Here is a 22,892-nt window from a genome sequence, read left to right as displayed (position 1 = left end):
TGAGGTCTCGTGTCACTCGGACATGAATATGTCCCACTGACACGAGACCTCAGAGTCGATCCGCCTTCGGCCCTCAGTCGGGCTCGGGGGCCGGGATCTCGCGGAGACCACCCTCGTCGAGGCGCAGCCACCGCTCGACGCCGATGTCGCGCAGGAAACGTTCGTCGTGGCTGACCACCACGAAGGCACCCCGGTAGGCGTGCAACGCGTTCTCCAACTGGCCCGCGCTGACCAGGTCGAGGTTGTTCGTGGGCTCGTCGAGCAGCAACAGGTGCGGTGCCGGCTGGGCGTACAGGACACAGGCCAGGGTGGCGCGCAGACGCTCACCGCCGGAGAGGACGCCGACCGGTAGCTGGGCACGGGCACCCCGGAACAGGAACCGGGCCAGCAGGTTCATCCGCTCCGACTGCGGACGGTCCGGGGCGTACGCGGTGAGGTTCTCCAGCACGGTGCGGTCCGCGTGGAGCAGGTCCAGCCGCTGCGACAGGTACGCCACCCGACCGTCGGCTCGACGCACCTGCCCGCCCTCCGGATCCAGGTCGCCGAGCAGCAGCCGCAGCAGGGTGGACTTGCCGACGCCGTTGGGGCCGGTAAGCGCGATCCGTTCCGGGCCACGGATGGTCAGGTCGACGCCGTCCCCGGCGAACAGCGCCCGGCCGCCGTACCGGACCTGCATCCGCTGCCCCTCGACCAGGGTGCGGCCGGCCGGGACGTCGGTCTCCGGCAGTTCCAACGCCAACGTCTGATCCTCCCGCAGCGCACGGCCGGCCTCGTCGAGGCGGGACTGTGCGTCGCTGACCCGGCTGGCGTGCGCCTGCTGGGCCCGACCCGCGGACTCCTGGGCACTGCGCTTGAGCCCACCGGCCACGATCCGGGCCAGGCCCGCGTTGCCGAGGTTCCGGGCAGCGTTGCCGGCCCGCCGCTCGGCGCGTTCGCGGGCCTGCTGCATCTCCCGCTTCTCCCGCTTGACCTCCAACTCGGCGCTGCGGACCTGGCGCTCCGCCAGCTCCCGGGCAGCCCGTGACGCCTCCTCGTAGGCGGTGAAGTTCCCGCCGAACATGCGCAGCTGCCCGCCGTCCAGCTCGGCGATGCGGTCCATCCGGTCCAGCAGCATCCGGTCATGGCTGACCAGCAGCAGGCAGCCGGACCAGCTTTCCAGCACCGTGTACAGCCGGTGCCGGGCGTCGATGTCGAGGTTGTTTGTCGGTTCGTCGAGCAGCAACACGTCGGGACGCCGGAGCAGCTGCGCGGCCAGGCCGAGGGAGACCACCTGCCCGCCACTGAGGGTGTGCAGGCGACGATCCAACGCCACCTCGCCCACACCCAGCCGGTCGAGTTCGGCGCGACTGCGCTCCTCGACGTCCCAGTCGTCACCGACGGCGGCGAAGTTCTCCTCGCTGGCGTCGCCGGCCTCGATCGCCCGCAACGCGGTCAGGGCCGGGGCGACACCCAGCACTTCCGCCACGGTCAGATCACCGGTCAGCGGAAGGTTCTGCGGCAGGTAGCCGAGCACCCCCTCGACCGTCACGCCACCGCCGGTGGGTACAAGATCACCGGCGATCAGCCGCAGCAGCGTCGACTTGCCGGCGCCGTTCGGCGCGACCAGGCCGGTACGACCCGGCGGCACGGTGCAGGACAGGTCCCGGAACACCGGGGTGTCGTCGGGCCAGGAAAAGGACAGATTCGTGCAGACGACGCACACGTCGGACATCGAAGAAGACCTCGGATGGGAAGCCGGGGACACAGCGCCCCGGTCAGGCAGACAGGGCCACGACACGACAGGCCGCCGTCACGGCGGCAGGGCTGCTCACCCTGAGATGTCGTCGTCCCCCGAAAGCATGCCGCGCTCCTCGCTCCGTACGTGGCGGTTGATCCGCAGGGGCAAGCCTAACAAGTGCCGGCCCGGTCGGCGTCGAACCGGCACACACCCGCCGAGCCCCGAACCCCGGCGGGTGTCGCCGATCAGGACCGGATTCGGCCGCGTACCCGGAGGTAGAGCAGCGCCGCGCCGGTCACCGCCACCGGCCAGAGCAGCCAGACGCCGGTCATGACCAGGAGGAACAGCACCACACCGATGGTCGCGGCGGCGGCGTACCAGGCGGCGCTGCGGCGGGGTAGCAGCCGCAGCGCCGCCGCGACACCGATCACGTAGACGGTGATGAAGGAACCGGTCGCGAGCAGCACCAGCGGGTGGGTGCCGAGCCCGGTGACCAGTACCGCGCCCAGCGCGAGGAACGCCAGGATGGCGGTGACGGCCAGGCTGCGGCGGGGCACCTCGCCGGCCACGCTGCCCCGGGCGAGCCAGTCGGGCAGCGCACCGTCCCGGCCGAGCGCCGCACCGAGCTTCGCCGCTCCGGCGTAGTAGGCGTTCATCGCACCGAAGGTGAGCAGCAACGCCGCCCCGGCGACCAACCAGCGGGCGTCGCCGCCGAGCGCGACCGCGAACAGATCGCCCAGCGGTGCCGTCGACCCCGCCGCCGCCGAACCCAGCACGGCTACGGTCGCGAAGGCCACCGCCAGATACAACGCACCGACCACGACGACTGCGGCGGCGGTGGCCCGGGGAAGGTCCCGCTCCGGACGGCGGAACTCGCCGGTCAGATGGGTGATCGCCTCCCACCCGACGAAGCTCCACATCAGCAGCGCCGCCGCGGGGCCGACGGCCGGCAGGCCGTACGGAGCGAAGGGCGTGAAGTTCGCGGCGTCCGCGTGCGGCAGCGACAACAGCACCGCCAGCAGCAGGAACGCGACAAGCACCCCGGCGAGCGCGAGTTGCACCCGCCCGGCGAGTTGGACACCGGAGTGGTTGGTGACGGTGACCGCGACCATCAGCAGCACGGCGGTGACCGCGACGGTGAGCGTACCGCCGCCGATCGCTGCCTCGACGTAGGCGGCGCCGCGAAGTAGAAACACCACCCGACGACGGCCGCCGCCCGCGGTCCGAAGGCCATCCGGGCGTACGTCGAGACGCCACCGGCGTCCGGGTGGCGGGAACCGAGCGCGGCGAACGTGGCCGCCAGAGGAGCGGAGACGATCACGAGCAACAGCCAGGCGAGCAGCGAGGCGGGGCCGGCGACCTCCGCCGCCAGGGCGGGCAGCGCGATCACTCCGGTACCCAGTACGGCACCGACGTATAGCGCGGCGCCCTGGGTGGCGGTCAGCCGACCGCCGGTCACCGGCGTGGCACGGGTCTGCGTCATGTGATCACCGTCGTCCAGGCCAGCCGACCGGGACAGCAGGATTGGCGCCGTGCTGCGTTAGATTCCTGCCATGCGTCCGCACGTCGTCGCGGTCGCGGTGACCGACAACCTGCCGATCTTCGAGCTGGCGGTCCCGCAGGAGGTGTTCGGCACCGACCGACGGGACATCGTCGACCCGTGGTACGAGATGCGACTGTGCGCGGCCGAGCCGGGCCCGCTGCGTACCACGGGTGGCTCGTGGCTCGACCCCGCGTACGACTTGGACGATCTGGTCGAGGCCGACACCGTGCTGGTGCCCGGTTGCGCCCGGCCGGCCCAGGTCAATCCCCCGGCAGAGCTGGTCGAGGCGCTGCGCACGGCGTACGCACGCGGCAGGCGCATCGTCGGCATCTGCACCGGCGCGTACCCGATCGCCGCCGCCGGCCTGCTCGACGGTCGCCGCGCCACCACCCATTGGATGAACGCGCAGGACTTCGCCGGCCGGTTCCCGCTTGTCGACCTCGACCCCCGGGTGCTGTACGTGGCGGAGGACAACATCTTCACCTCGGCCGGCACGGCCGCCGCCATCGATCTGTGCCTGCATCTGGTGCGGCTGGACCATGGTGCTGCGGTTGCCAACGAGGTGGCCCGGCGGATGGTGGTGGCTCCGCAGCGGGGCGCCGACCACACCCAGTATCCGGCGCCGCCGGTGCGGGGAGTTTCCCCGGCCGACCTGAGCCCGGTGCTTGAGTGGGCTCGGCAACGCCTCGACCGGCCGCTGGCGGTGAACGACCTGGCCCGCGCGGCCAACCTGAGCCCGCGCACCCTGGCCCGACGGTTCCGCGACTCCCTCGGCACCACGCCGTTGCAGTGGCTGTTGGAGCAGCGGGTCCGGTTGGCGCAGGAGTTGCTGGAGACCACCGACGATCCGGTCGAACGGATCGCCCACCGTACCGGCTTCGGCAGCGGCGCAAATCTGCGCCAGCACTTCGGTCGGATCAGCGGGATGAACCCGCAGACCTACCGGCACGTCTTCCGGTACCGGGTCGGCGCGTCTGCCCGCGCCACGGTGACGCACCGACGGGCCGGGCAACCTCTCCGGTAGGAAGAACACCGCAGCCGGCCGCCGCCGATCGGCAGCCGTCGGCGTTGCGTCGTTACCGGAAACTTCCGGAAGTTCTGGTCACGGCGAGGGTCTCGACATAGCATGCACGCGCTTAAATCCGTCCGAAGGGCCACGTCAGACACACCCGCCAGCACCGATACTACATAGAGGGATTTCGATGCGCCTCTGGAACCTCTCCCATCGATCACGACGCCGATCCCGAACCATCGCTCTGCTCTGCTCGGCAACGCTCGTCGCGGCGGTCGCCGTGGCACCCGCACCGGCGGCCGCCGCCGAGGTCATTCTCACAAACGACTTCGAGTCCGGCTCGTACGCCCCGTGGGGACCGCGCGGCGACATCACCCTCGCCATCACCGACGAGGGACACGAGAGCGACAGCAGCCTGTCGGTCACCGGCCGCACGGCGAACTGGCAGGGCCCGGCGACGAGCGCGACGGCGCTGTTCCGGCCCGGTACGCAGTACTCGGTCACCGCCTGGGTGAAGCTGCCGGCCGGCACCGAGGGCACCGCCGGGGTGCACTTCACCGTCGAGGCGACCCCGGCCGACGGCGGCGACAACACCTACACCTGGATCGGCGGCGACGTCCCCACCACCGCCGACGGCTGGGCGCAGATCGGCGGCACCTACACGCTGCCCGACGAGCTCAGCGCCGCCACGCTCTACGTCGAGGCGGCGGAGAGCACCCCGTTCCTCCTGGACGACGTGCTGATCACCGGACCGGACGGCGAACCGGGCGGACCCGAGCCCGGCACCGTCGTCATCGACACCGACTTCGAGGACGGGCTGGACGGCTGGGGCCCGCGCGACAGCGGTCCCGGCGCCCCGACGGTCGAGATCAGCGACGTCGCGCACGGCGGGACGGCGGCGGCGCTGGTCACCGACCGGGTCAACCAGGGTGCCGGACTCGGGCGTGACGTGGCCGGCCTGTTCGAGGCGGGCGTCACCTACGAGTTCAGCGCCTGGCTGCGGTTCGCCGAGGGCCAGCCGACCGACCAGATCTGGCTCAGCCTGGCCAGCACCTCCGGCGACAGCCAGTCGTTCAGCACCCTCGCCCAGTTCGAGTCCATCACCAACACGGGTTGGACCGAGGTGACCGCCCGGTTCACCATGCCCGCCGCGGACGAGGCGTTGCTCTACTTCGAGACCCGCTGGGAGGGCGCGGACGTGGCGGGCAACACCAGCGACTTCCTGGTCGACGACGTCGTCGTCCGGGTGCCCGAGCCGCCGGTCATCGAGGATCTCACCGCCATCCATGAGACCACCGACTTCCCGGTCGGCGTGGCGATCGACGCCCGGGAGACCGTCGGCGGCGCCGCCGAGTTGCTGAACCGGCACTTCAACCAGGTCACGCACGAGAACCACATGAAGCCCGAGGCCTGGTACGACGACGAGCGCACCTTCCGACCCCACGAGCAGGCGCTCACGGTGATGGACTTCGCCCGCGACAACGACCTGCGCGTCTACGGTCACGTGCTGGTCTGGCACAGCCAGACCCCGGCCTGGTTCTTCCAGGACGCGGACGGCCAGCCGCTGACCACGTCGACGGAACACCAGCAGCTGCTGCGGGACCGGCTACGCACCCACATCTTCGACGTCGCCGAATCACTGTCCGAGCGCTACGGCCTGTTCGGCTCCCCCACCAACCCGCTGTACGCCTGGGACGTGGTCAACGAGGTCATCAGCGACAGCGGCGAGTACGCCGACGGCCTGCGCCGTAGCGAGTGGTATCGGATCCTCGGCGAGAGCTTCATCGACCTGTCGTTCGAGTACGCGCACGAGGCGTTCAACGACGTCCACGCCGTACCCGGCAGCGACCCGGTCCCCTCTTCATCAACGACTACAACACCGAGCAGAGTGGCAAGCAGGCCCGCTACCGGGCGCTTGTGCAGCGGCTGGTCGAGCGCGACGTGCCGATCGACGGTGTGGGTCACCAGTTCCACGTCTCGCTGGCCACGCCGGTCAGCAGCCTGGCGGCCACGTTGGATGCCTTCGCCGACCTGCCGCTGACCCAGGCCGTCACCGAACTCGACGTCACCACCGGCACTCCGGTGACCCAGGCGCGGCTGATCGAGCAGGGCTACTTCTACCGGGACGCCTTCCGGATCTTCCGGGAGCACACCGACGACCTGTTCGCGGTCACGGTGTGGGGCCTCACCGACGGCCGTTCGTGGCGGTCGGCCAACGCGCCGCTGCTGTTCGACGACAACCTACGGGCCAAGCCGGCCTACTACGGGGCGGTGGACGGCGACCTGCCGGCGCGCCTGCGTACCGCCAACGTCTTCGCCGGTGACGTGGACCTCACGCCCGCCGCGCCGAAGGACCTGACCTGGCGCAAACTGCCACTGCACCCGATCGAGGACTCGGCCCGGTTCCAGTTGCGCTGGGCGCCGGACCACCTGACCGCGTACGTGACGGTCGACGACGCTTCGGCCTCCGACGACGACCAGGTCACCTTCACCCTGGGCGACGAGACCTACCAGGTCTCCCGCGACGGCGGCGGCGACGTGCCGGCCGTGGCGGCCGAGCGGGACGACGGCTACCACCTGGTCGCCCACCTGCCGCTGGCCGACGCCGCAGAGGGCGAGACCCGCACCTTCGACGTGCGGGTGACCGACAACGGCACCACCTCCGGCTGGAACACCCCGGGTGCCGTGGGCACCCTGAGCCTGGTGGAGGAGTTGTCGTACCTGGAGGTACGCGAAACGGCCGCCGCACCGGTCATCGACGGCACCGTGGACGCCGGCTGGGCCCAGGCCACCTCGATCACCACCGCCAAGCAGGTCTCCGGCACCGACGGCGCGAGCGCCGAGGTCCGTACCCTCTGGCGGGGCCAGACACTGTACGTGCTGGCCGAGGTCACCGACCCGGTGGTGGACGTCTCCGGCTCCGACCCGTGGACCCAGGACTCGGTCGAGATCTACGTCGACGCCGGCAACGCCAAGAACGGTCCGTTCCGCTACGACGACACGCAGATCCGGATCAACGCCGACAACGTCGTGTCGTTCGGCACCGGCGACGAGGCGTTCCAGGCCGGACGGCTGGAGAGCGCGGCCGTGCGTACCGACGCCGGTTACACCGTCGAGGCGGCGATCAGCCTGCTCGAATACGGTGGCCTCGGCACGTTCCACGGCCTGGACTTCCAGGTCAACGACGCCGCCGAGGGCGCACGCACGTCGATCCGCAACTGGGCCGAGCAGAACGGCGAGGGTTACCAGACCACCGCCCGTTGGGGTGTGGGCCGGCTGGTCGCCGGCTCCAACGTGGAGATCACGACGGAGCGGATCGCCCGCTGGAACTCCGACAGCGGCGGTGGCTACTGCGCCACCATCACCGCCACCAACAACGGCGACAAGTCCGTCGAGTGGACCGCCGTGCTCGATATGGAGGGTGACATCTACACCGCCTGGAACTTCAAGCGGGAGCGGCTGGCCGACGGTAGCTACCGGATCCGGGGAGTCGACTGGAACCGGACCCTGGCCGCCGGCGCCAGCACCTTCAGCATCGGGTACTGCGCCAACCTGTGACACCCGCCCGGGCCTGTCGGCTGACCCAGCCGACGGGCCCGAACGGTGCGACAGCTCCGGTGGCGGCCACCGCTCGCTCAGGGCGGTGGCCGCCACCTTCATGTCCGCATGCTCTTCGCCGCCGTGGCGGTCGTCGGGTAAGTCCTCGTCCGGTGCCACTGACCAGCCCGCGGCGGGCCGGAGTTACCGGTGCGGGGCGGTCTTCCCGCTCCGGTCAGACAGCGCGGGCGATGCAGATGCGGGCGTCGAGCCGGGGGCCCGCCTCATAGATCATGTACGAGACGCCACCGTCGGTGCCGAAGGCCGGCGCGGCGACCCGACCGTTGTCCGAGGCGATCGGGGCGTGGAAGACCCCGAGATGCACCTCCCGGTCGAAGTTGTTGCCGACCTCGGTGAGCCGGATGCGGCCGTCGTTGCCGTGGTAGGCGACGTAGCTGGTGCCGTTGCGCTTGAGCAGGTGCGGGCTGGAGATGTCGGTCAACCCGTCACCGGCCGGCGAGATCAGCGGATTCGGGGCGAACTGCCACTGGTCCCAGCCGTTCGGTGACCAACCCCAGAAGATCTTCCGGGTGCCGGGGCCCACGGTGTGCGCACCCATGAAGAGCATGACGTACTTGTTGTTCTTCCCGGCGACGGAGTGTTCGAAGACCCGGGCGTACGAGGTCTCGGTGGTGTTCGGCACCAGCCGGGTGCTCAGGATCGGCGTCTCGTTGGTGAAGGTGATGCCGTCGCGGGAGCGGGCCACCCGGGTGGTGAAGTTCTCCCCGTGGAAGTAGAGAAAGAACTCCCTGGTGGAGGCGTTCCACACCACGTGCGGCGAGGAGACGTGGCTGACCGTGGTGGTGGGCAGCACCCGGTCGACGATCGGGTTGGCGGGGTGCTCGGTGTAGGGGCCTTCGAGCCGGTCGGCGTAGGCCAGGCAGATGCCGCCCGGGGCGTCGTGCGGGGCGTAGTAGAGGTAGTACCGCCCCCGGGCCCCGGAGATCTTGTCGTAGACCCCGCGTACGCACGGGAAGATCGTCTCGCCGGTGGGGTTGTAGCGCAGCGGCCCGGCGAACGCGTCGCGGACGTACCGGTAGCTGGGGAAGCCGGCCGGACCGGCGACGGCGGGAGCGGTGCCGAGGGTGCCGCCGAGGGCGGTACCGGCGGCGGTGGCGGTACCGAGCAGGGCCGCGCCGCGCAGCAGGCCACGGCGGCTCACCGAGGCGGGTTCCGGTAGGGGTCGGTCGTTCATGAGGGTCTCCGATCGGGAGGGGGACGCTCGTCGATGGCGGAGCTGGGGATGGTGGTGGGACCGCGCTGCCGGCTGGGACGCGACGGGACGGTGAGGGCAGGCGTGGCCAGACGGCCGCCGCAACGAATGCCGGTGACCGTGCGTGAGATCGGGCTCCATGAGGGAGCGAACCTTGTGATCGATGAGTCTGCGGTCGACGGCGAGCCCGGGTCAAGGCGCTAATACGAATTATCACGCCGATAATCCGGAGAACTTTTCCGTCTTCGGGGGTTGACGGCAGGCGGCAGCGGGTCGCAGGATTTCACACCAACGTAGCTAATGCGTATTAGCGAAGAAACGATTGGACACGGAACGTGACCGGATCGCGCAGGCGGGTGACCCAGCAGGACATCGCCCGGATGACAGGCGTCAGCCAGGCGACGGTCTCGCTGGTGCTCAACGGCCGCGACGACGGCAGCGTCCGGATCGCCCCGGAAACCCGGGAACGGGTGCTGAGCGCCATCCGGTCCACCGGGTACGTCGCCGACCCGGTCGCCCGGCGGCTCGCCGCCCGGCACAACCGGATCCTCGGCGTCTTCACCTACGAGCCGGTCTTCCCGGCCGGCACCGGCGACTTCTACCACCCGTTCCTGGTCGGCATCGAGGAGTCCGCCGAGCGACTCGGCTGCGACCTGCTGCTGCTCACCAGCGCCCCGGTCACCGACGGCCGGCGACGCATCTTCCACGACGACAACCGGCTGCGGCTGGCCGACGGCTGCGTCCTGCTCGGCCGCTCGCTCGACCGCGACGAGCTGGGCCGGCTGGTCGCCGAGGGGCATCCGTTCGTCTCCGTCGGCCGACGCGACGACGCGGGCGGACCGGTGCCGTACGTCGGCGCGGACTACGCCACCGCCACCGCCGACATGGTCCGACGCGCCCTCGACGCCGGTCACACCAGGCTGGCGTACCTCGGCCAAGGGGGCGGCCCGGAATCACACACCGACCGGTTCGCCGGCTACCGGACCGCCCTCGACGCGGCCGGGCTGCCGACCCGGCACGAACCCACCGACCGCTCCCCCACCGACCTGCTCGACGCGCTGCTCGCGGCCGGAGTCACCGCCGTGATGGTGGAGGAGTACGCCGACGGTGTCGCCCTGGCCACCGTCGCCGCCGAGCGCGGTCTGACCGTGCCCGCCGACCTGTCCATCCTGGCCCTGGGCGACCCGACCCGACCGACGACCAGCGACCTGGAGTTCACCGGCTTCCGGATCCCCCGCCGCGAGATGGGCTGGCAGGCCGTGGAGGTGCTCACCGGGCTGCTCGCCGGGGTGCCCGGCACCGCGACCCAGCGGCTGCTGCCGTGTCAACCGGTCGACGGCGTCACCCTCCTGCCGCCCCGACACTGACCAGCTCACCCCCGGTCGCCACGCCTTCGGCCGGCGACCCTCGACCAACCCCTGGGAGGACCGACCGTGCCCGAGATGCAGGCCGAAGTACTGATCGTCGGCGGTGGGCTCGGTGGCGTGGCCGCCGCCCTGGCCGCGCTGCGCGCCGGTCGCAGCGTGCTGCTGACCGAGGAGTACGACTGGCTCGGCGGGCAGCTCACCAGCCAGGCCGTACCGCCGGACGAGCACTCCTGGGTGGAGCACTTCGGAGTCACCGCCAGCTACCGAGCGCTGCGTGACGGCATCCGGGAGCACTACCGACGGTGGTATCCGCTTACCGACCGGGCCCGGCGCACCACCGCGCTGAACCCGGGGGCCGGGCACGTCAGTCGGCTCTGCCACGAACCCCGGGTCGCGGTGGCGGTACTGGAGGCCATGCTGGGGCCGTACCGGGGATCCGGGCGACTGCGGGTGCTCCAGCCGTACCGGCCGGTGGCCGCCGACACCGACGGCGACCGGGTCACCGGTGTCACCGTGGCGCACCGACACACCGGTGAGCGGGTGCACCTGACCGCGCCGTACGTGCTGGACGCCACCGAGACCGGTGAGCTGCTGCCGCTGACCGGCACCGAGTACGTCACCGGCTTCGAGTCCCGGGCCGACACCGGCGAGCCGAGCGCGCCGGAGCAGGCGCAGCCGGCGAACATGCAGGCGGTGTCGGTGTGCTTCGCGGTCGACCACGTCGACGGGGACCACACCATCGACAGGCCGGCGGCGTACGACTTCTGGCGGGCGTACCGGCCACCGTTCTGGGGCGACCGGATGCTGTCGTTCCGCTCCCCCAACCCGCGCACCCTGGCGATCTCCGAACGCAGCTTCACCCCCAACCCGGACGACGACCCCTGGCTGGTCCAGGCCGACCAGCGGGTCAATCCCGGCGACGGGAACCTGTGGACGTTCCGCCGGATCGCCGCCCGACGCAACTTCGCCCCCGGCTCCTACGACAGCGACATCTGCCTGGTCAACTGGCCGATGCTCGACTACTTCGAGCAGCCGGTGATCGACGTGCCCGATCCGGACGCGCGGATCGCGGCGGCCCGGGAGCTGTCCCTGTCGGTGCTCTACTGGTTACAGACCGAGGCGCCGCGCACCGACGGTGGGACCGGCTTTCCCGGGCTGCGGCTGCGCGGCGACGTCACCGGCAACGGCACCGCCGCCACCGGTGGCGATGTCACCCACAGCGGCCTGGCCCAGGCCCCCTACATCCGCGAGTCGCGCCGCATCCGCGCCGAGTACACCGTCGTCGAGCAGGACCTCTCGCTGGAGATCCGGGGCGACAAGGGCGCGGTCAGCTACGCCGACTCGGTCGGGGTCGGCATGTACCGCATCGACCTGCACCCCTCCACCGGCGGCGACAACTACATCGACGTGGCCTCCTGCCCCTTCGAGATCCCGCTCGGCGCCCTGATCCCCCGGCGGGTGGAGAACCTGCTGCCCGCCGGCAAGAACATCGGCACCACACACATCACCAACGGCTCCTACCGCCTGCACCCCGTGGAGTGGAACGTCGGCGAGGTCGCCGGTCTGCTCGCGGACTTCTGCCTGGCCCGGCGGGTCACCCCCCGCGCGGTGCGCTACACCCCCGGCCTGCTGGCCGACTTCCAGAACCGCCTCGCCGAATCCGGTGTCGAGCTGCGCTGGCCCGACATCGCCGGCTACTGAGGAAGGACATGACCTGATGAGGAACCGGTTGACGGCTGTCGTCGCGCTCACCGCGATGCTCGGCCTGACCGCCTGCGGCGGCGACTCCGCCGAATCCGACGGCCCGGTCACGCTGCGGATGACCACCTGGTCGGCGAACGAGGCCCACCTGAAGCTGTTCAACGAGATCGCCGCCGAGTACACCGCGGCGAATCCGGACGTCGCCGGGATCACCTTCGACCCGATCCCGTTCGAGAGCTACACCACCACCCTGACCACCCAGATCGCCGGCGGCAACCCGCCCGACCTGGCCTGGGTGCTGGAGAACTCCGCGCCCGACTTCGTCACCTCCGGCGCGCTGGTGCCGCTGGACGACACCCTCAAGGGCACCGAGGGGTACGGCTTCGACGAACTCGCCCCGGCCGCGACGAAGCTGTGGCAGACCGACGGCAAGCTGTACGCGTACCCCTTCTCCACCTCGCCGTTCGGGGTGTTCGTCAACACCGACCTGGTGAAGGCGTCCGGCGCGCAGAGCCCGGCCGAGCTGATCGCCGCCGGCCAGTGGACCTGGCAGAACGCGCTGACCACCGCGAAGGCGGTGCAGGCGGAGACCGGCAAGGCGGGTCTGGTGGTCCGCGACTTCGACTACAAGGGTTGGGACTTCCTGTCCACCGTGTGGACCGGTTGGGGCGCGCAGGCGTGGAGCGAGGACGGCCGCACCTGCGGCTTCAACTCGGCCGAGATGGTCGAGGCGATGACCGCCCTGCACCGGGGAATCTTCGTCGACAAGGCGCTGCCCGGTCCGGGTACCACCGCCGACTTCTTCGCCGGCGACGCCGGCATGACCATCACCCAGATCTCCCGCGCCTCCCTGCTGGAGGGGCAGAAGTTCGGCTGGGACCTGGTGCCGCTGCCCGCCGGACCGAAGGGTGAGTACGCGGTGATCGGCCAGGGCGGCATGGGTGTGCTCAAGCAGGGCCGCAACGCCGAGGCCGCCGCCGATTTCCTGGCCTACCTGACCAACCCCGCCAACTCGGCGAAGCTGGCGCAGTTCTTCCCGCCGCCGCGGACCTCGCTGCTCACCGCCGACACCCTCGCGAAGACAAGCCCGCTGCTGAGCCCGGAGCAGTTGCAACAGGTGGTGATCGACGGGATCGCCGAGGGCGTGGTCAAGCCCAGCCACACCGGCCAGGCCGAGCTGAACCAGGCGGTCCGGGCCGCGCTGGACCCGCTGTGGCGGCCGGACGCGGACGTGCGGGGCGTACTCGACGGCGTCTGCACCGCGATCAACCCGCTGCTGGCGAAGTAGGACCAGTGCCATGTCGGTCCTGACCAGGGACACCGTGGGGCGGGCCGGTGGCCGGTCCGCCCCCGGCGGTGCCGCCCCGCACCGGCGGCGCGGCTGGTGGACGACCCGCCGCCGCGACCAGCTCGCCGGGCTGCTCTTCGTCGCACCGCAACTCGCCGGCTCGGTGCTGTTCGTACTGATCCCACTCGGGCTGGTCTTCTGGTACAGCCTGCACGAGTGGAACATGCTCGCCGGCACCTTCGAGTTCGTCGGCGCGGGCAACTACCAGGCGATGGCCGACGATCCGAACCTGCCGTCGGTGCTGCGGGTCACCGCGCTGTTCTCGATCGGCCTGGTGGTGTTCAACCTGAGCCTGGCCCTGCTGCTCGCGGTGCTGCTCAACCAGCGGCTACGCGGCACCGTCGTGTTCCGCACGTTGTTCTTCTCCCCGGTGGTCGTCTCGCTTGTGGCCTGGACGATCGTGTGGGGATTCCTGCTTCAGGACAACGGTGGCGTCAACGGAGCCCTGGGCACCGTCGGCATGGACGGGCCGAACTGGCTGCGTGGCGACTGGACGGCACTGCTGTCGGTGATCGTGGTGCAGGTGGTCAAGAACGTCGGCCTGAACATGGTCCTGTTCCTGGCCGCGCTGCAGGGCGTGCCGGCGGAGCTGTACGAGGCGGCCCGGGTCGAGGGCGCCAACGCCTGGACCCGGTTCCGGCGGATCACCGTCCCGCTGATCAGCCCGACCATCCTGCTCACCTCGATCATCACGGTGGTCGGGTCGTTGCAGGTGTTCGCCCAGATCGCCGTGCTCACCCAGGGCGGGCCGGGCACCTCGACCACGGTGCTCGTCTACTACCTCTACCAGCGGGCCTTCCAGTTCCACCAGTTCGGTTACGGGGCCACGCTGTCGGTGCTGCTCTTCCTGATCGTGCTGGTGCTCACCGTCGTGCAGTGGCGGATGCGCAGGAAGTGGGTCTTCCATGAACAGTAGGCTCTCCGTACGGGCCCGGGTCGCGCTCTACGGCGTGCTCTGCCTGCTGGCCCTGCCATTCGTCTTCCCCACCTGGTGGATGGTCACCTCGTCGGTGAAGCCGGTGGGCGACATCTTCGCCTTCCCACCGTCGCTGATCCCGACCGAGGCCAGCCTCTCCGCGTACCGTCGGGTCTTCGAGCTGCAACCGTTCGCGCAGCAGTACCTCAACAGCGGGTACATCGCGGCCGTGGTCACCGTCGGCACCCTGGCGGTCTCCTCGCTGGCCGGGTACGCCTTCGCCCGGATCCGCTTCCGGGGCCAGCAGGTGCTGTTCGTGGTGGTGCTGGTCGGGCTGCTCATCCCCAGCGAGGTGACGATCGTCCCGCTGTTCCGCATGTTCAACTCGTGGGGCATGGTGGACAGCCACTGGCCGCTGATCCTGGTGCCGATCCTCGGCGCGCCGAGCGTGCTGGCCACCTTCATCATGCGGCAGTTCTTCATCACTCTCCCCGCCGAGTTGGAAGAGGCGGCACGGGTGGACGGGCTGGGCCGCTTCGCCACCTTCTGGCGCATCGCGTTGCCGCTGGCCCGCCCGGCGCTCGGCGCGGTGGCGATCTTCACCTTCCTGCACAGTTGGAACCTGTACCTGGAGCCGATCGTCTTCCTCTCCACGCCGGAGAAGTTCACCCTCCCGCAGGCGCTTACCCAGTTCGTCGACGCGTACGGCGGGCCGATGTGGGACGTGCAGCTGTCGGCGGCGTCGATGACCGCCATCCCCATCCTGGTGATCTTCGTGATCGCGCAGCGGCAGTTCATCGAAGGTCTGGCCCACACCGGCCTGAAGGGCTGACCCCGCCGCGCGGCCCGGATCCGCCGGGCCGCGCGGACGCCGGGACGGGTCGACCATGCACGACTGCAATATGCTGCGTGGTGACGGCAGTCCTCAGCGGACGCGGGCCAGGGTGGGAGCGTGACGTGACGGCGGCCGTGATCACAGCCAGCGCCAGCATCGTGGTCGCGGTACTGGTCTTCGTGCTCAACCAGTACGCCCAGGTTCGCGCCGAGCGTCGGCGCGCCCGCCTCGACCGGGTGGCGAGCCAGTTGCGTGATCTCTACGGTCCGCTGCACGCCCTTGTCGACGTCAACGAACGACTCTGGCAGGCCCTTCGGGACGACAACCTGCCCGGCCGGCAGCACCGCAGGTCCGACGCGGCGTTGACCGAGGATCAGCAGGACCAGTGGATGCGGTGGGTCCAGCAGGCGCTGATGCCGGCGAACATCCGGATGCGCGACCTCATCCTCGGCCGCGCCGACCTGGTGATCGAGGACGGCATGCCGGAACCCTTGCGGGCCTTCTGCGCCCACGTCGCCGCGTACGAGGTCGCGCTGGCCCAACCGGGCGACCGACGACCGGCCCTGATCACGCATCCCGGTGCCGCGTACGTCGATTACGTTCGCAGGTCGTTCGACGCGTTGAAACGGGAGCACCACCGGTTGCTGGCGACGCGTCGCGGCGGTCGCCGGTAATCCACGAAAGAGCCACTGTTCACCGGCGGGTCGGCCGCAGTGGTATGGCATCTGACGGGTATCCTGCGCTCTGCTGGTGTACCCGCCTCGCGGGGGATACCCTGAGTTCTTCAGTAATCAGCCCCATCGCGATCGACGGGGGAGCCTCAGCCGAGACGGTGTGTGCTGGTGTGCCCGCCGACGCCACCCTTCACCGAGGTTCCTAGGGAAGGCACAGGGTGTCACAGGAGCGGCCGACCGAGTGGGACGTCCCGGTGGACGACCGAACTCTCGCCGTCGAGACATCGGGCAAGGCGGACGGTTTCCCGATCTTCCTGATGCACGGAATGCCCGGCAGCCGCAGCGGCCCGAAGCCCCGGAGCATGATCCTGCACCTGCTCGGCATCCGGCTCATCTGCTACGACCGGCCTGGCTACGGCAGGTCGACCCGCCATCCGCGCCGCCGCGTCGTCGATGCGGTGCGCGACGTCCACGCGATCGCCGACCACCTCGAACTGGACGCCTTCGCCGTCGTCGGCCGTTCCGGTGGCGGGCCACACGCCCTCGCCTGCGCCGCCAGTGACCTGTTCACCGGTCGGCTGACCCGGGCGGCGGTGCTGGTCTCCCCGGCCCCCACCGACGCACCGGGTCTGGACTGGTACGCCGGCATGGCCCCCTCCAACGTCCAGGCGTACCGCGAAGCGATGTCCGACCAGCGCCGGCTGATCGAGTCGCTGACCATCCGGGCCGACCGCACCCGGCGGGATCCGGCGAGCGTGGTCAGCTTCCTCGACGGCGAGTTGAGCGCCGCCGATCGCAACGTGGTCGAGGACGTCGCGATGCGCCGACAACTGGCCGCCAGCTTCGCCGAGGCGGTCCGTTTCGGCGCCGACGGTTGGATCGACGACGCGCTGGCGCTCAGCCAGGACTGGGGCTTCGACCCGTCGTCGATAAACGTTCCGGTCCGCCTCTGGCACGGTGCCGACGACGCCTTCTCGCCGGTCTCCCACGCCCGCTGGCTCAAGTCGCAGATCCCGCACGCGGAGTTCGAGGAGCAGCCCGGGGTGGGCCATTTCGCCGCGATGCTGATCCTGCCGGACATCCTCGCCTGGCTCGCCACCCCCCAGGTGGATCTCGTCGACGCCCGTCCGGGCGGGCGGGTCTGACCCGACCGCCCGGACGACTCACGGCAACGTCGCCGCGCACCGATCAGAACGGGTGCGGATCCAGCACCCGGTCGAGCAGCTTCCGCTGGCCCAGCGCGCGCACGTCCGGATGCCCGCCACCGAGCCGCTTGACCAGCTCAGCCACTGCCGCGTCCAGTTCCTCCGGTGCCGCGTCCGGCTCCCGCAGATGTCGAATCAACGCCAGGTTGGCCGCGGCCCGCAGGGTGTCCGGGTGCTGCGGCCCGAGCACGGTGCGCAGCACCTTGCGCAGGTCGTCCATCAACTCGAACGCTCCGGCGAGATCCCCGATGTCCGCCTTGCAGATCGCCAGGTTCATCTGGGCGGCGAGCACGAACGGGTGCTCCGGGTGCAGCATCTCACCCAGTCCGCTGGCGGCCACCTGGGCCGACATCCGAGCGGCCTCCCGGTTGCCAAGCGCCCGGGCCGCCACCGACAGATTGTTCTCGCAGATCAACGTGTGCGGGTGCCGCGGACCCAGCAGCGCCCGGTAGAGCGCCTGCACCGCCCGCAGTTCCTCCTCGGACCCGGCGGGGTCGTCGAGCGCCAGCCGGTTGGTCGCCCGGCTCAGCCGGGCAGCCAGCGTGTCCGGGCTGTCCTCCCCGTACGTCGCCCGCAACGTGTCGTACGCGGCGTCGAGCAACTGGGCCGCCTCGGCCGGCCGACCCACCGTGCGCAGCGCGACTCCCAGGTTCGTCTGCGCACCAAGCGTCGCCAGGGCGTTGGGGCCGGACAAGTTCTGATAGTCGGTCAACGCCTCCTGCGACTGCACCAGGGAACGGTCGTACTCGCCGGACTCCCGCAGGTCTCGGGCCAGGTTCACGGCCGACGCGAGGGTCCAGTGGTTGTTGCGGCCGAGCATCACCCGGCGCTGGTCGTAAACCTGCTGATCAAGTCGCTGTGCCTCCGCAACCTTGCCGTTGAGCCGCATCGAGGCGGCCAGGTTGTTCAAGGCCGTCAAGGTACGCGGGAAGTTCTCACCGAAGTCCCGCGACCACATCCCGTAGGTCTGCTCGTCCTCGGTCAGGGCCTCGGCGTACCGACCCAGACCTCGCAGGTCGGCGGCGAGCCCACCCGCGGTCATCAGCGCGTCGGCGTGCGTCTCGCCGAGCAGTTCCCGCTGCTCCGCGCGGGTCTCCTCGTCGAACGCGTGGGCCTGTTCGAAATGGCCCTGCGAGCGCAGGATGTTGCCGAAGTTGAAGCGCAGCCGCAGCAGCGGCGGGCGCAGCATCGCACGCTCGTCGGGGTCGGTGCTCGCCTGGAGCCGGTCGGTCCACGCCCTGAGGATCCGCTCGCCGAGTTCGCGGGCCTGGCCGAGCACACCGCGCAGCCAGATGTAACGCACCCGCTCGACAAGCAACTCCAGCACGGCCGGATCGTCGGAGTCGAGCGCCGCCTGCATGGCGACCTGCGACTCCTCCAGGTGGGGCCAGAGCATCCGGAACCGTTCCCAGCTGTCCGCCACGTCCACGTCGCTGTCCGGCCGGGCCGCGGCCAGGGCGCTGATCACCTGCCGGCGGGTGCTCTGCCGCTCCTCCTCGGTCATCCGACGCTGGACGGCGTCGCGCAGCAGGCGGTGGATCTCGATCTGCTGCGCTCGGGTGTCGAGCCGCAGCAGCGCCAGCCGGTTGATGCGCTGGATCAGTCTCGCCGCGCCGGAGCGGGTCGGCACCGACGGGTCGGCCTGCCGCAGCAGGTCTGCGATGCCTCTGCTGTTGAGCAGTTCGATAGAGACCTTCACCGACAGCACCGAGCAGATCTCCAACAGGCGGTACGCGCCGGGCGAGTCCTGCTTCAGCCGGTCCAGCGATGGTCCCCAGGTCTCCAGGACCGCGCCGTGCTCGGCCAACGCGACCAGATAGTCGTCCACCGACCCCCCGCTGACAGCGAGCAGGGCACCACCGACGGCGAGGGCGATCGGCAGGTCACCGAGCGCCTCGGCGACGCGGTCCGCGTCCGTCTCAGAGATGCTGGCCACCTGCCGCTTGAGGTGCTCGATGCTCTCGGACCGACTGAACGGGCTGATCTCGATGGTCTCCGCGCTCTCCTCCCAGGTCCGCTCCCGAGCGGTGATGATGATGTGGCCCCGACCGCCCTGCGGCAGGAATTCCTCGATCTCCCGGTAGTCCGCGACGTTGTCGAAGACCAGTAGCCACCGCGGATAGCGGTCGCCGCGGATCAGCGTGTCGTGCACCTGACGGATGGCGGCCGGGATGTTCACCGCCTCGGGCAGGCCCATCCGTTCACCGAGATCGACCAACGACGAGTCGACCAGGGCCTTCGGATCGGCCTCGATCCAGAACACCAGGTCGTACGCCGTCCGGAAGCGATGGACGTACTCCAGGGCGATCTGGCTCTTGCCCACACCACCCATCCCACGCAGCGCGACCAGCGAGTATCCCCGGCTGGCACCGGCCTGGAGCAGCCGCCGCAACCGGCGCAGCTCCTCGTCGCGCCCGATGAACTGGACGTTGGCCACCGGCGTGCGCTGTAGCTCCGGACCGGCACCCGGATAGCGGGACCCGGTCGCCGCAATCACGTCCTCACCGGCCAACTCGACGCGGCCGACCAGTCGCAGCAGGCTCGCCGCCGCGTCACTCGCCCTTGTCACACCGTTGAGGAAGACCGACGTCTCAAGCGTGAACTCGGGCAGCGGCTTGACGTCGTCGATGTACACGGCCAGCGGGGTGCCCGAGCCGGGGGTCTCGGACGGCGGCAGCGCGCCCGGCGTGGTCTCCGCGTACGCCGTCGAGACGACGGTAAGTGTCCGGGTCGGCGTGACCTCCCGGCGAGCCGCCGGCGACCCACCGTCGATGACCTGGATGCCGACCAGGCCGAGGATCCGCTCGACCCACTCCGCCCAGACCTCGTCCTTCGGGGCGTAGCGCAGCAGGATCTCCCCCTGCGGCAGGAACCTCTTGCGCTCGTACTGCGACCGCAGTTGGCCGCGCACGGCATCGTCCAGTCGCGGCAGGGACCGGACCTGACCGTCGGTGATCGCCGCGGTCAGTCGCTCGTACGCCGACAGCATCGCCCGGTCGGTACCGAACGTCGCCAGCGTCTCCTCGTACGCGTAGTAGGCCACGTACGGCACCTCGACCTCGGCCCAGTAGTCGCGACGGTCGCCCTCGCTCATCCCGGCGGGCAGTCCGGCAAAGCGGTGCATGGCCAGCGCCCGGCCGGCGTTGGCCTTGTCCTGTTCGGCCGGGTCGACCCGCATCGGTGCCGGCAGCACCCGGATCCGCCGGTGGTTGAAGTACCGTTCGGTCACCTCGCGGGCCACCCGGGCCGCGCCATCGATCCCCTGGTCGCTGAATGTGAAGCAGTCGACGAGCACGTCCGGCAGGTGGATCGTGCAGATGCTGGCCACATCACTCAGCCCGGTCCGGCTGTCGATAAGCGTGTAGTCGTAGTTGCGCCGCATGTCCGCGCGCAACGCGTCGATGAACGCCGCACCGCCCAGCCCGTCGTAGAACACGTCCCAGTCCAGGCCACTGATCCCGGCGGCGTAGTCCCGGTTGTGCCGGCCGGCGGAGAGAAAGTCGAGACCGCCCCCGTTGGGAAAGGTGTAGTTCAGCGAGAACGCGAACCGCTGCACCCGCGCGAACTCCGCCTCCCAACCGTTCGGCAGCAGGCGGCTCTTCGGCAGCCCGTCGTCGTCCTTGACCGAGGCCTGGGTCTCGAAATCGCGAATCATGTCGATGACCCCGCCGGTGCCGGGCAGGACACTCAGGTCGATGAACGGATGGTAGAACCGATGCAGGCCGGGCGACTCCAGATCCCAGTCGGCGACCAGCACCTTCTTGCCGTTCGCCGCCAGGATCCACGCCACGTTTGCCAGTGCCATGGTCCGGCCCGTACCACCCTTGAACGAGTAGAACGTGACCACCTGGCCGCTGCGTTCGTCAGTCATCGGTCCTCTTCTGTACCTGAAAAGTGTTGCTGCCGCCCGACGTTTCGGGCCGACCCAGTTGCGGTCGCCGAACCCGAGGCCGGTCCGACGGCACGACGGGTGCGTTCTTGAGGAACTGACGGCGGGCTTCGGTCACCAGCTCCGGCATGATCTGGACGAACTCCGACAGCTGGGTGACCCGCCTCGCCGGCGGTCGATTCGCCCGGTCCAGCATCCGCGCGACCCGGTCGGCGAACCGGTTGCCTGCGGGCGCGGCCAACGGATCGTCCTTGGCAAGCACCACCAACGGGATCACCCACCGCGGCAGCCGCTTCAGCACGAGCGCCAGATCGTGCTCGCCGGCGCTGTCACTGACGATCCACGGATCGACGAGTAGCACCGAGGGGCAGCGGGCCATCACGTCACCGGCATCGGCGAAGCTGGTGACGTGGGTGGCCAACCCGAGCCGCTCGGCCGTGCTCGCGACGTACTTGGCGGCGGGCAACGCCTGATCCTGCCCGAACGGGCGCCACTGCTCGCTGCGCTCGGCGTAGACCCCGGGCGCCCGCTCCGCCGGCACCTCGGCCCGGGTCGGTGCGGCGACGACCACCACGAACTGGGCGTCCGCCCGCGAGGTGGGACGCGCCTCGGCCACCTTCGGCACCACGGAGGCCGGCAGCGGATGCCGCTGCGCGATCTGCGTGACCTCCGTCGCGATACGACTCAGCACCTCCCGGTACGCCGAGCGGTAGCTGGCGAGCATGCACAGCGCGCGCAGCCCGTTCTCGGCGTACCCGGTGACATCGCCGGCGAGTTCGAGTGCCTCACGGGTCTCGGCCGTCTGGTCCCAGGACGGCAGCGGGATCCACAGCACCGGCACGATGTGTCGGTACTTCTCACTTATCGAGGACGCCTTCAGCCGACGCCGGAACGCCTCCAACTCGCCGAGCGGCCAGGAGTTGCTGAGATAGGCGGGCGAGTAGAGCGGCACGAACACCTGGGTGTTGCCGAGCGCCGTGGTCAGCGTCTCTTCCCAGTCCGCACCGGAGCTCAGCTGCGCGTCGAAGAACCCGACCTGCCGGTCGTCCGGAGCGGCGATCTGGCCGCGGATCGCCGCCGACAGATCGTCGAAGAACACCTTGACCCACTTGTCGGGATCCAGACGGGGATCCTCCAGCATGGGCGGGGAATGGGCGTAGCTGAGGAAGAAGTAGGTGCCGTGGTCGACCGCCACCGGTGCCGCCGCCCCGATCCCGCTCATCTGTCCCTCCCGGAGAACTTCCTGAGGGGCCGGTTGGGTGCGGTCAGCACCTGCGGCTCCACCCAGTGCGATCGGGTCAACTCGACGATGCGCTGGGCCAATTTCCAGATCACCACGTCGCTGGCGTCGTCCTTCATGGAGAGCAGCCCGTACAGGCCCTCCTGGTGATATCTCGGTACCACGTTCTCGTCCGGGGTGCCTTCCGGGGAGAACCACTCGAGGCCGTCGGGCGGCTCGCACGAATCCTCCGGCGCCCAGCACACCGGCACTATGCAGGTCTCGCGGGTGGGCCGACCGTCACGGCGGGTGATCGTCCGGCGAGCGAACAACTCCCACTCCATCGCGCACCACTCGCTGTCCAGGTAGGCCGGGGTCAGCAGGGCGACGAAGACCTGGCATGTGCCGACGGCCTCCAGTAGCTCCGGGGTCCATTTCTCGCCACCGCGCATGGTCCGGTTGATGAAGCCGGGATCCGCGCCGGCCGGTCGGCTCACCAGGGCGTTCACGTGAATGGACAGCTCGGTGAAGAGACGTAGCGCGTTCGTGTTGGCCTCCCGCCGGCCACCGGGCGCCCGCAGCGGCGGCTTGATGACGGCATAGCTGACAAAGAACAGTGGAGCGAACGGATCGTCCACCACCCTGTCATCACCCAA

14 protein-coding genes and 2 pseudogenes are annotated in these 22,892 nt (G+C 70.2%); 10 read left to right on the top strand and 6 right to left on the bottom strand.

Annotation, left to right across the window (positions count from 1 at the left end; all coding sequences use genetic code 11):
• Positions 1-73: 73 nt before the first annotated feature.
• Together abc-f and AB0J93_RS26460 are read right to left on the bottom strand one after the other, a co-directional pair.
• Entirely contained in the window at positions 74-1,711 is a 1,638-nt protein-coding gene (gene abc-f, locus AB0J93_RS26465; RefSeq protein ID WP_363925028.1) for a ribosomal protection-like ABC-F family protein, read from the bottom strand.
• 251 nt (positions 1,712-1,962) lie between these two features.
• Positions 1,963-3,200: pseudogene (locus AB0J93_RS26460) on the bottom strand (amino acid permease).
• Between the two features lie 70 nt (positions 3,201-3,270).
• Here AB0J93_RS26460 and AB0J93_RS26455 point away from each other — a divergent pair.
• The 3 genes and pseudogenes from AB0J93_RS26455 to AB0J93_RS26445 all read left to right on the top strand — a co-directional run bounded on the left by AB0J93_RS26455 (position 3,271) and on the right by AB0J93_RS26445 (position 7,830).
• On the top strand, positions 3,271-4,284 hold the full coding sequence (locus AB0J93_RS26455; protein ID WP_363925027.1) for a helix-turn-helix domain-containing protein: 1,014 nt from the start codon (positions 3,271-3,273) through the stop codon (positions 4,282-4,284).
• A 178-nt stretch (positions 4,285-4,462) separates the two neighbouring features.
• Positions 4,463-6,088: pseudogene (locus tag AB0J93_RS26450) on the top strand (carbohydrate binding domain-containing protein); the annotation flags it as partial.
• Positions 6,028-7,830: a sugar-binding protein gene (locus tag AB0J93_RS26445; RefSeq protein ID WP_363925026.1), complete on the top strand. Its 1,803-nt coding sequence runs from the start codon at positions 6,028-6,030 to the stop codon at positions 7,828-7,830. The pseudogene AB0J93_RS26450 and the gene AB0J93_RS26445, both read left to right, overlap by 61 nt.
• Before the next feature lie 214 nt (positions 7,831-8,044).
• Here AB0J93_RS26445 and AB0J93_RS26440 read toward each other — a convergent pair whose 3' ends face one another.
• Positions 8,045-9,064 (bottom strand): hypothetical protein, encoded by a 1,020-nt coding sequence (locus tag AB0J93_RS26440; RefSeq protein WP_363925025.1) that lies wholly within the window; start codon positions 9,062-9,064, stop codon positions 8,045-8,047.
• Positions 9,065-9,438: 374 nt separating this feature from the next.
• Between AB0J93_RS26440 and AB0J93_RS26435 the strand changes: the two genes are divergently transcribed.
• From AB0J93_RS26435 to AB0J93_RS26405, 7 genes are all read left to right on the top strand, one after another.
• Complete coding sequence (locus AB0J93_RS26435; protein WP_363925024.1) at positions 9,439-10,449, top strand: LacI family DNA-binding transcriptional regulator; 1,011 nt, start codon at positions 9,439-9,441, stop codon at positions 10,447-10,449.
• Between the two features lie 75 nt (positions 10,450-10,524).
• Positions 10,525-12,150 carry an FAD-dependent oxidoreductase gene (locus AB0J93_RS26430; protein ID WP_363925072.1) on the top strand — a complete coding sequence of 542 codons (1,626 nt, stop codon included), beginning with the start codon at positions 10,525-10,527 and terminating at the stop codon, positions 12,148-12,150.
• Between the two features lie 16 nt (positions 12,151-12,166).
• Positions 12,167-13,438 (top strand): sugar ABC transporter substrate-binding protein, encoded by a 1,272-nt coding sequence (locus tag AB0J93_RS26425; RefSeq protein WP_363925023.1) that lies wholly within the window; start codon positions 12,167-12,169, stop codon positions 13,436-13,438.
• A gap of 10 nt (positions 13,439-13,448) precedes the next feature.
• Positions 13,449-14,414 (top strand): sugar ABC transporter permease, encoded by a 966-nt coding sequence (locus AB0J93_RS26420; protein ID WP_363925022.1) that lies wholly within the window; start codon positions 13,449-13,451, stop codon positions 14,412-14,414.
• Positions 14,404-15,246 (top strand): carbohydrate ABC transporter permease, encoded by an 843-nt coding sequence (locus AB0J93_RS26415; protein ID WP_363925021.1) that lies wholly within the window; start codon positions 14,404-14,406, stop codon positions 15,244-15,246. Before AB0J93_RS26420 ends, AB0J93_RS26415 begins: the two co-directional genes overlap by 11 nt.
• Before the next feature lie 125 nt (positions 15,247-15,371).
• Positions 15,372-15,923 (top strand): hypothetical protein, encoded by a 552-nt coding sequence (locus AB0J93_RS26410; RefSeq protein ID WP_363925020.1) that lies wholly within the window; start codon positions 15,372-15,374, stop codon positions 15,921-15,923.
• A 254-nt stretch (positions 15,924-16,177) separates the two neighbouring features.
• Positions 16,178-17,068, top strand: a complete 891-nt coding sequence (locus AB0J93_RS26405) for an alpha/beta hydrolase (protein ID WP_363925019.1) — start codon at positions 16,178-16,180, stop codon at positions 17,066-17,068.
• A gap of 43 nt (positions 17,069-17,111) precedes the next feature.
• On the opposite strand, the gene fxsT is transcribed toward AB0J93_RS26405, so the two are convergent.
• From fxsT to AB0J93_RS26390, 3 genes are read right to left on the bottom strand one after another with little or no spacing between them, the layout of a single operon-like run.
• Entirely contained in the window at positions 17,112-20,999 is a 3,888-nt protein-coding gene (fxsT, locus tag AB0J93_RS26400; protein WP_363925018.1) for an FxSxx-COOH system tetratricopeptide repeat protein, read from the bottom strand.
• Complete coding sequence (locus AB0J93_RS26395) at positions 20,992-22,239, bottom strand: TIR-like protein FxsC (RefSeq protein WP_363925017.1); 1,248 nt, start codon at positions 22,237-22,239, stop codon at positions 20,992-20,994. Before AB0J93_RS26395 ends, fxsT begins: the two co-directional genes overlap by 8 nt.
• Positions 22,236-22,892: a TIR-like protein FxsC gene (locus AB0J93_RS26390; RefSeq protein ID WP_363925016.1), complete on the bottom strand. Its 657-nt coding sequence runs from the start codon at positions 22,890-22,892 to the stop codon at positions 22,236-22,238. The genes AB0J93_RS26395 and AB0J93_RS26390 overlap by 4 nt, the downstream gene beginning before the upstream one ends.

Source organism: Micromonospora sp. NPDC049374 (assembly GCF_040677165.1).
GTDB lineage: Bacteria > Actinomycetota > Actinomycetes > Mycobacteriales > Micromonosporaceae > Micromonospora.
Note: the sequence above shows the minus strand (reverse complement) of the source record. Positions and strands in the feature narration are given on the sequence as shown.

Excerpts from the sequence above, each read along its gene's own strand:
- abc-f (WP_363925028.1), bottom strand. The coding sequence starts at position 1,711 with ATGTCCGACGTGTGCGTCGTCTGCACGAATCTGTCCTTTTCCTGGCCC.
- AB0J93_RS26455 (WP_363925027.1), top strand. The coding sequence starts at position 3,271 with ATGCGTCCGCACGTCGTCGCGGTCGCGGTGACCGACAACCTGCCGATC.
- AB0J93_RS26440 (WP_363925025.1), bottom strand. The coding sequence starts at position 9,064 with ATGAACGACCGACCCCTACCGGAACCCGCCTCGGTGAGCCGCCGTGGC.
- AB0J93_RS26430 (WP_363925072.1), top strand. The coding sequence starts at position 10,525 with ATGCAGGCCGAAGTACTGATCGTCGGCGGTGGGCTCGGTGGCGTGGCC.
- AB0J93_RS26425 (WP_363925023.1), top strand. The coding sequence starts at position 12,167 with ATGAGGAACCGGTTGACGGCTGTCGTCGCGCTCACCGCGATGCTCGGC.
- AB0J93_RS26420 (WP_363925022.1), top strand. The coding sequence starts at position 13,449 with ATGTCGGTCCTGACCAGGGACACCGTGGGGCGGGCCGGTGGCCGGTCC.
- AB0J93_RS26415 (WP_363925021.1), top strand. The coding sequence starts at position 14,404 with ATGAACAGTAGGCTCTCCGTACGGGCCCGGGTCGCGCTCTACGGCGTG.
- fxsT (WP_363925018.1), bottom strand. The coding sequence starts at position 20,999 with ATGACTGACGAACGCAGCGGCCAGGTGGTCACGTTCTACTCGTTCAAG.
- AB0J93_RS26395 (WP_363925017.1), bottom strand. The coding sequence starts at position 22,239 with ATGAGCGGGATCGGGGCGGCGGCACCGGTGGCGGTCGACCACGGCACC.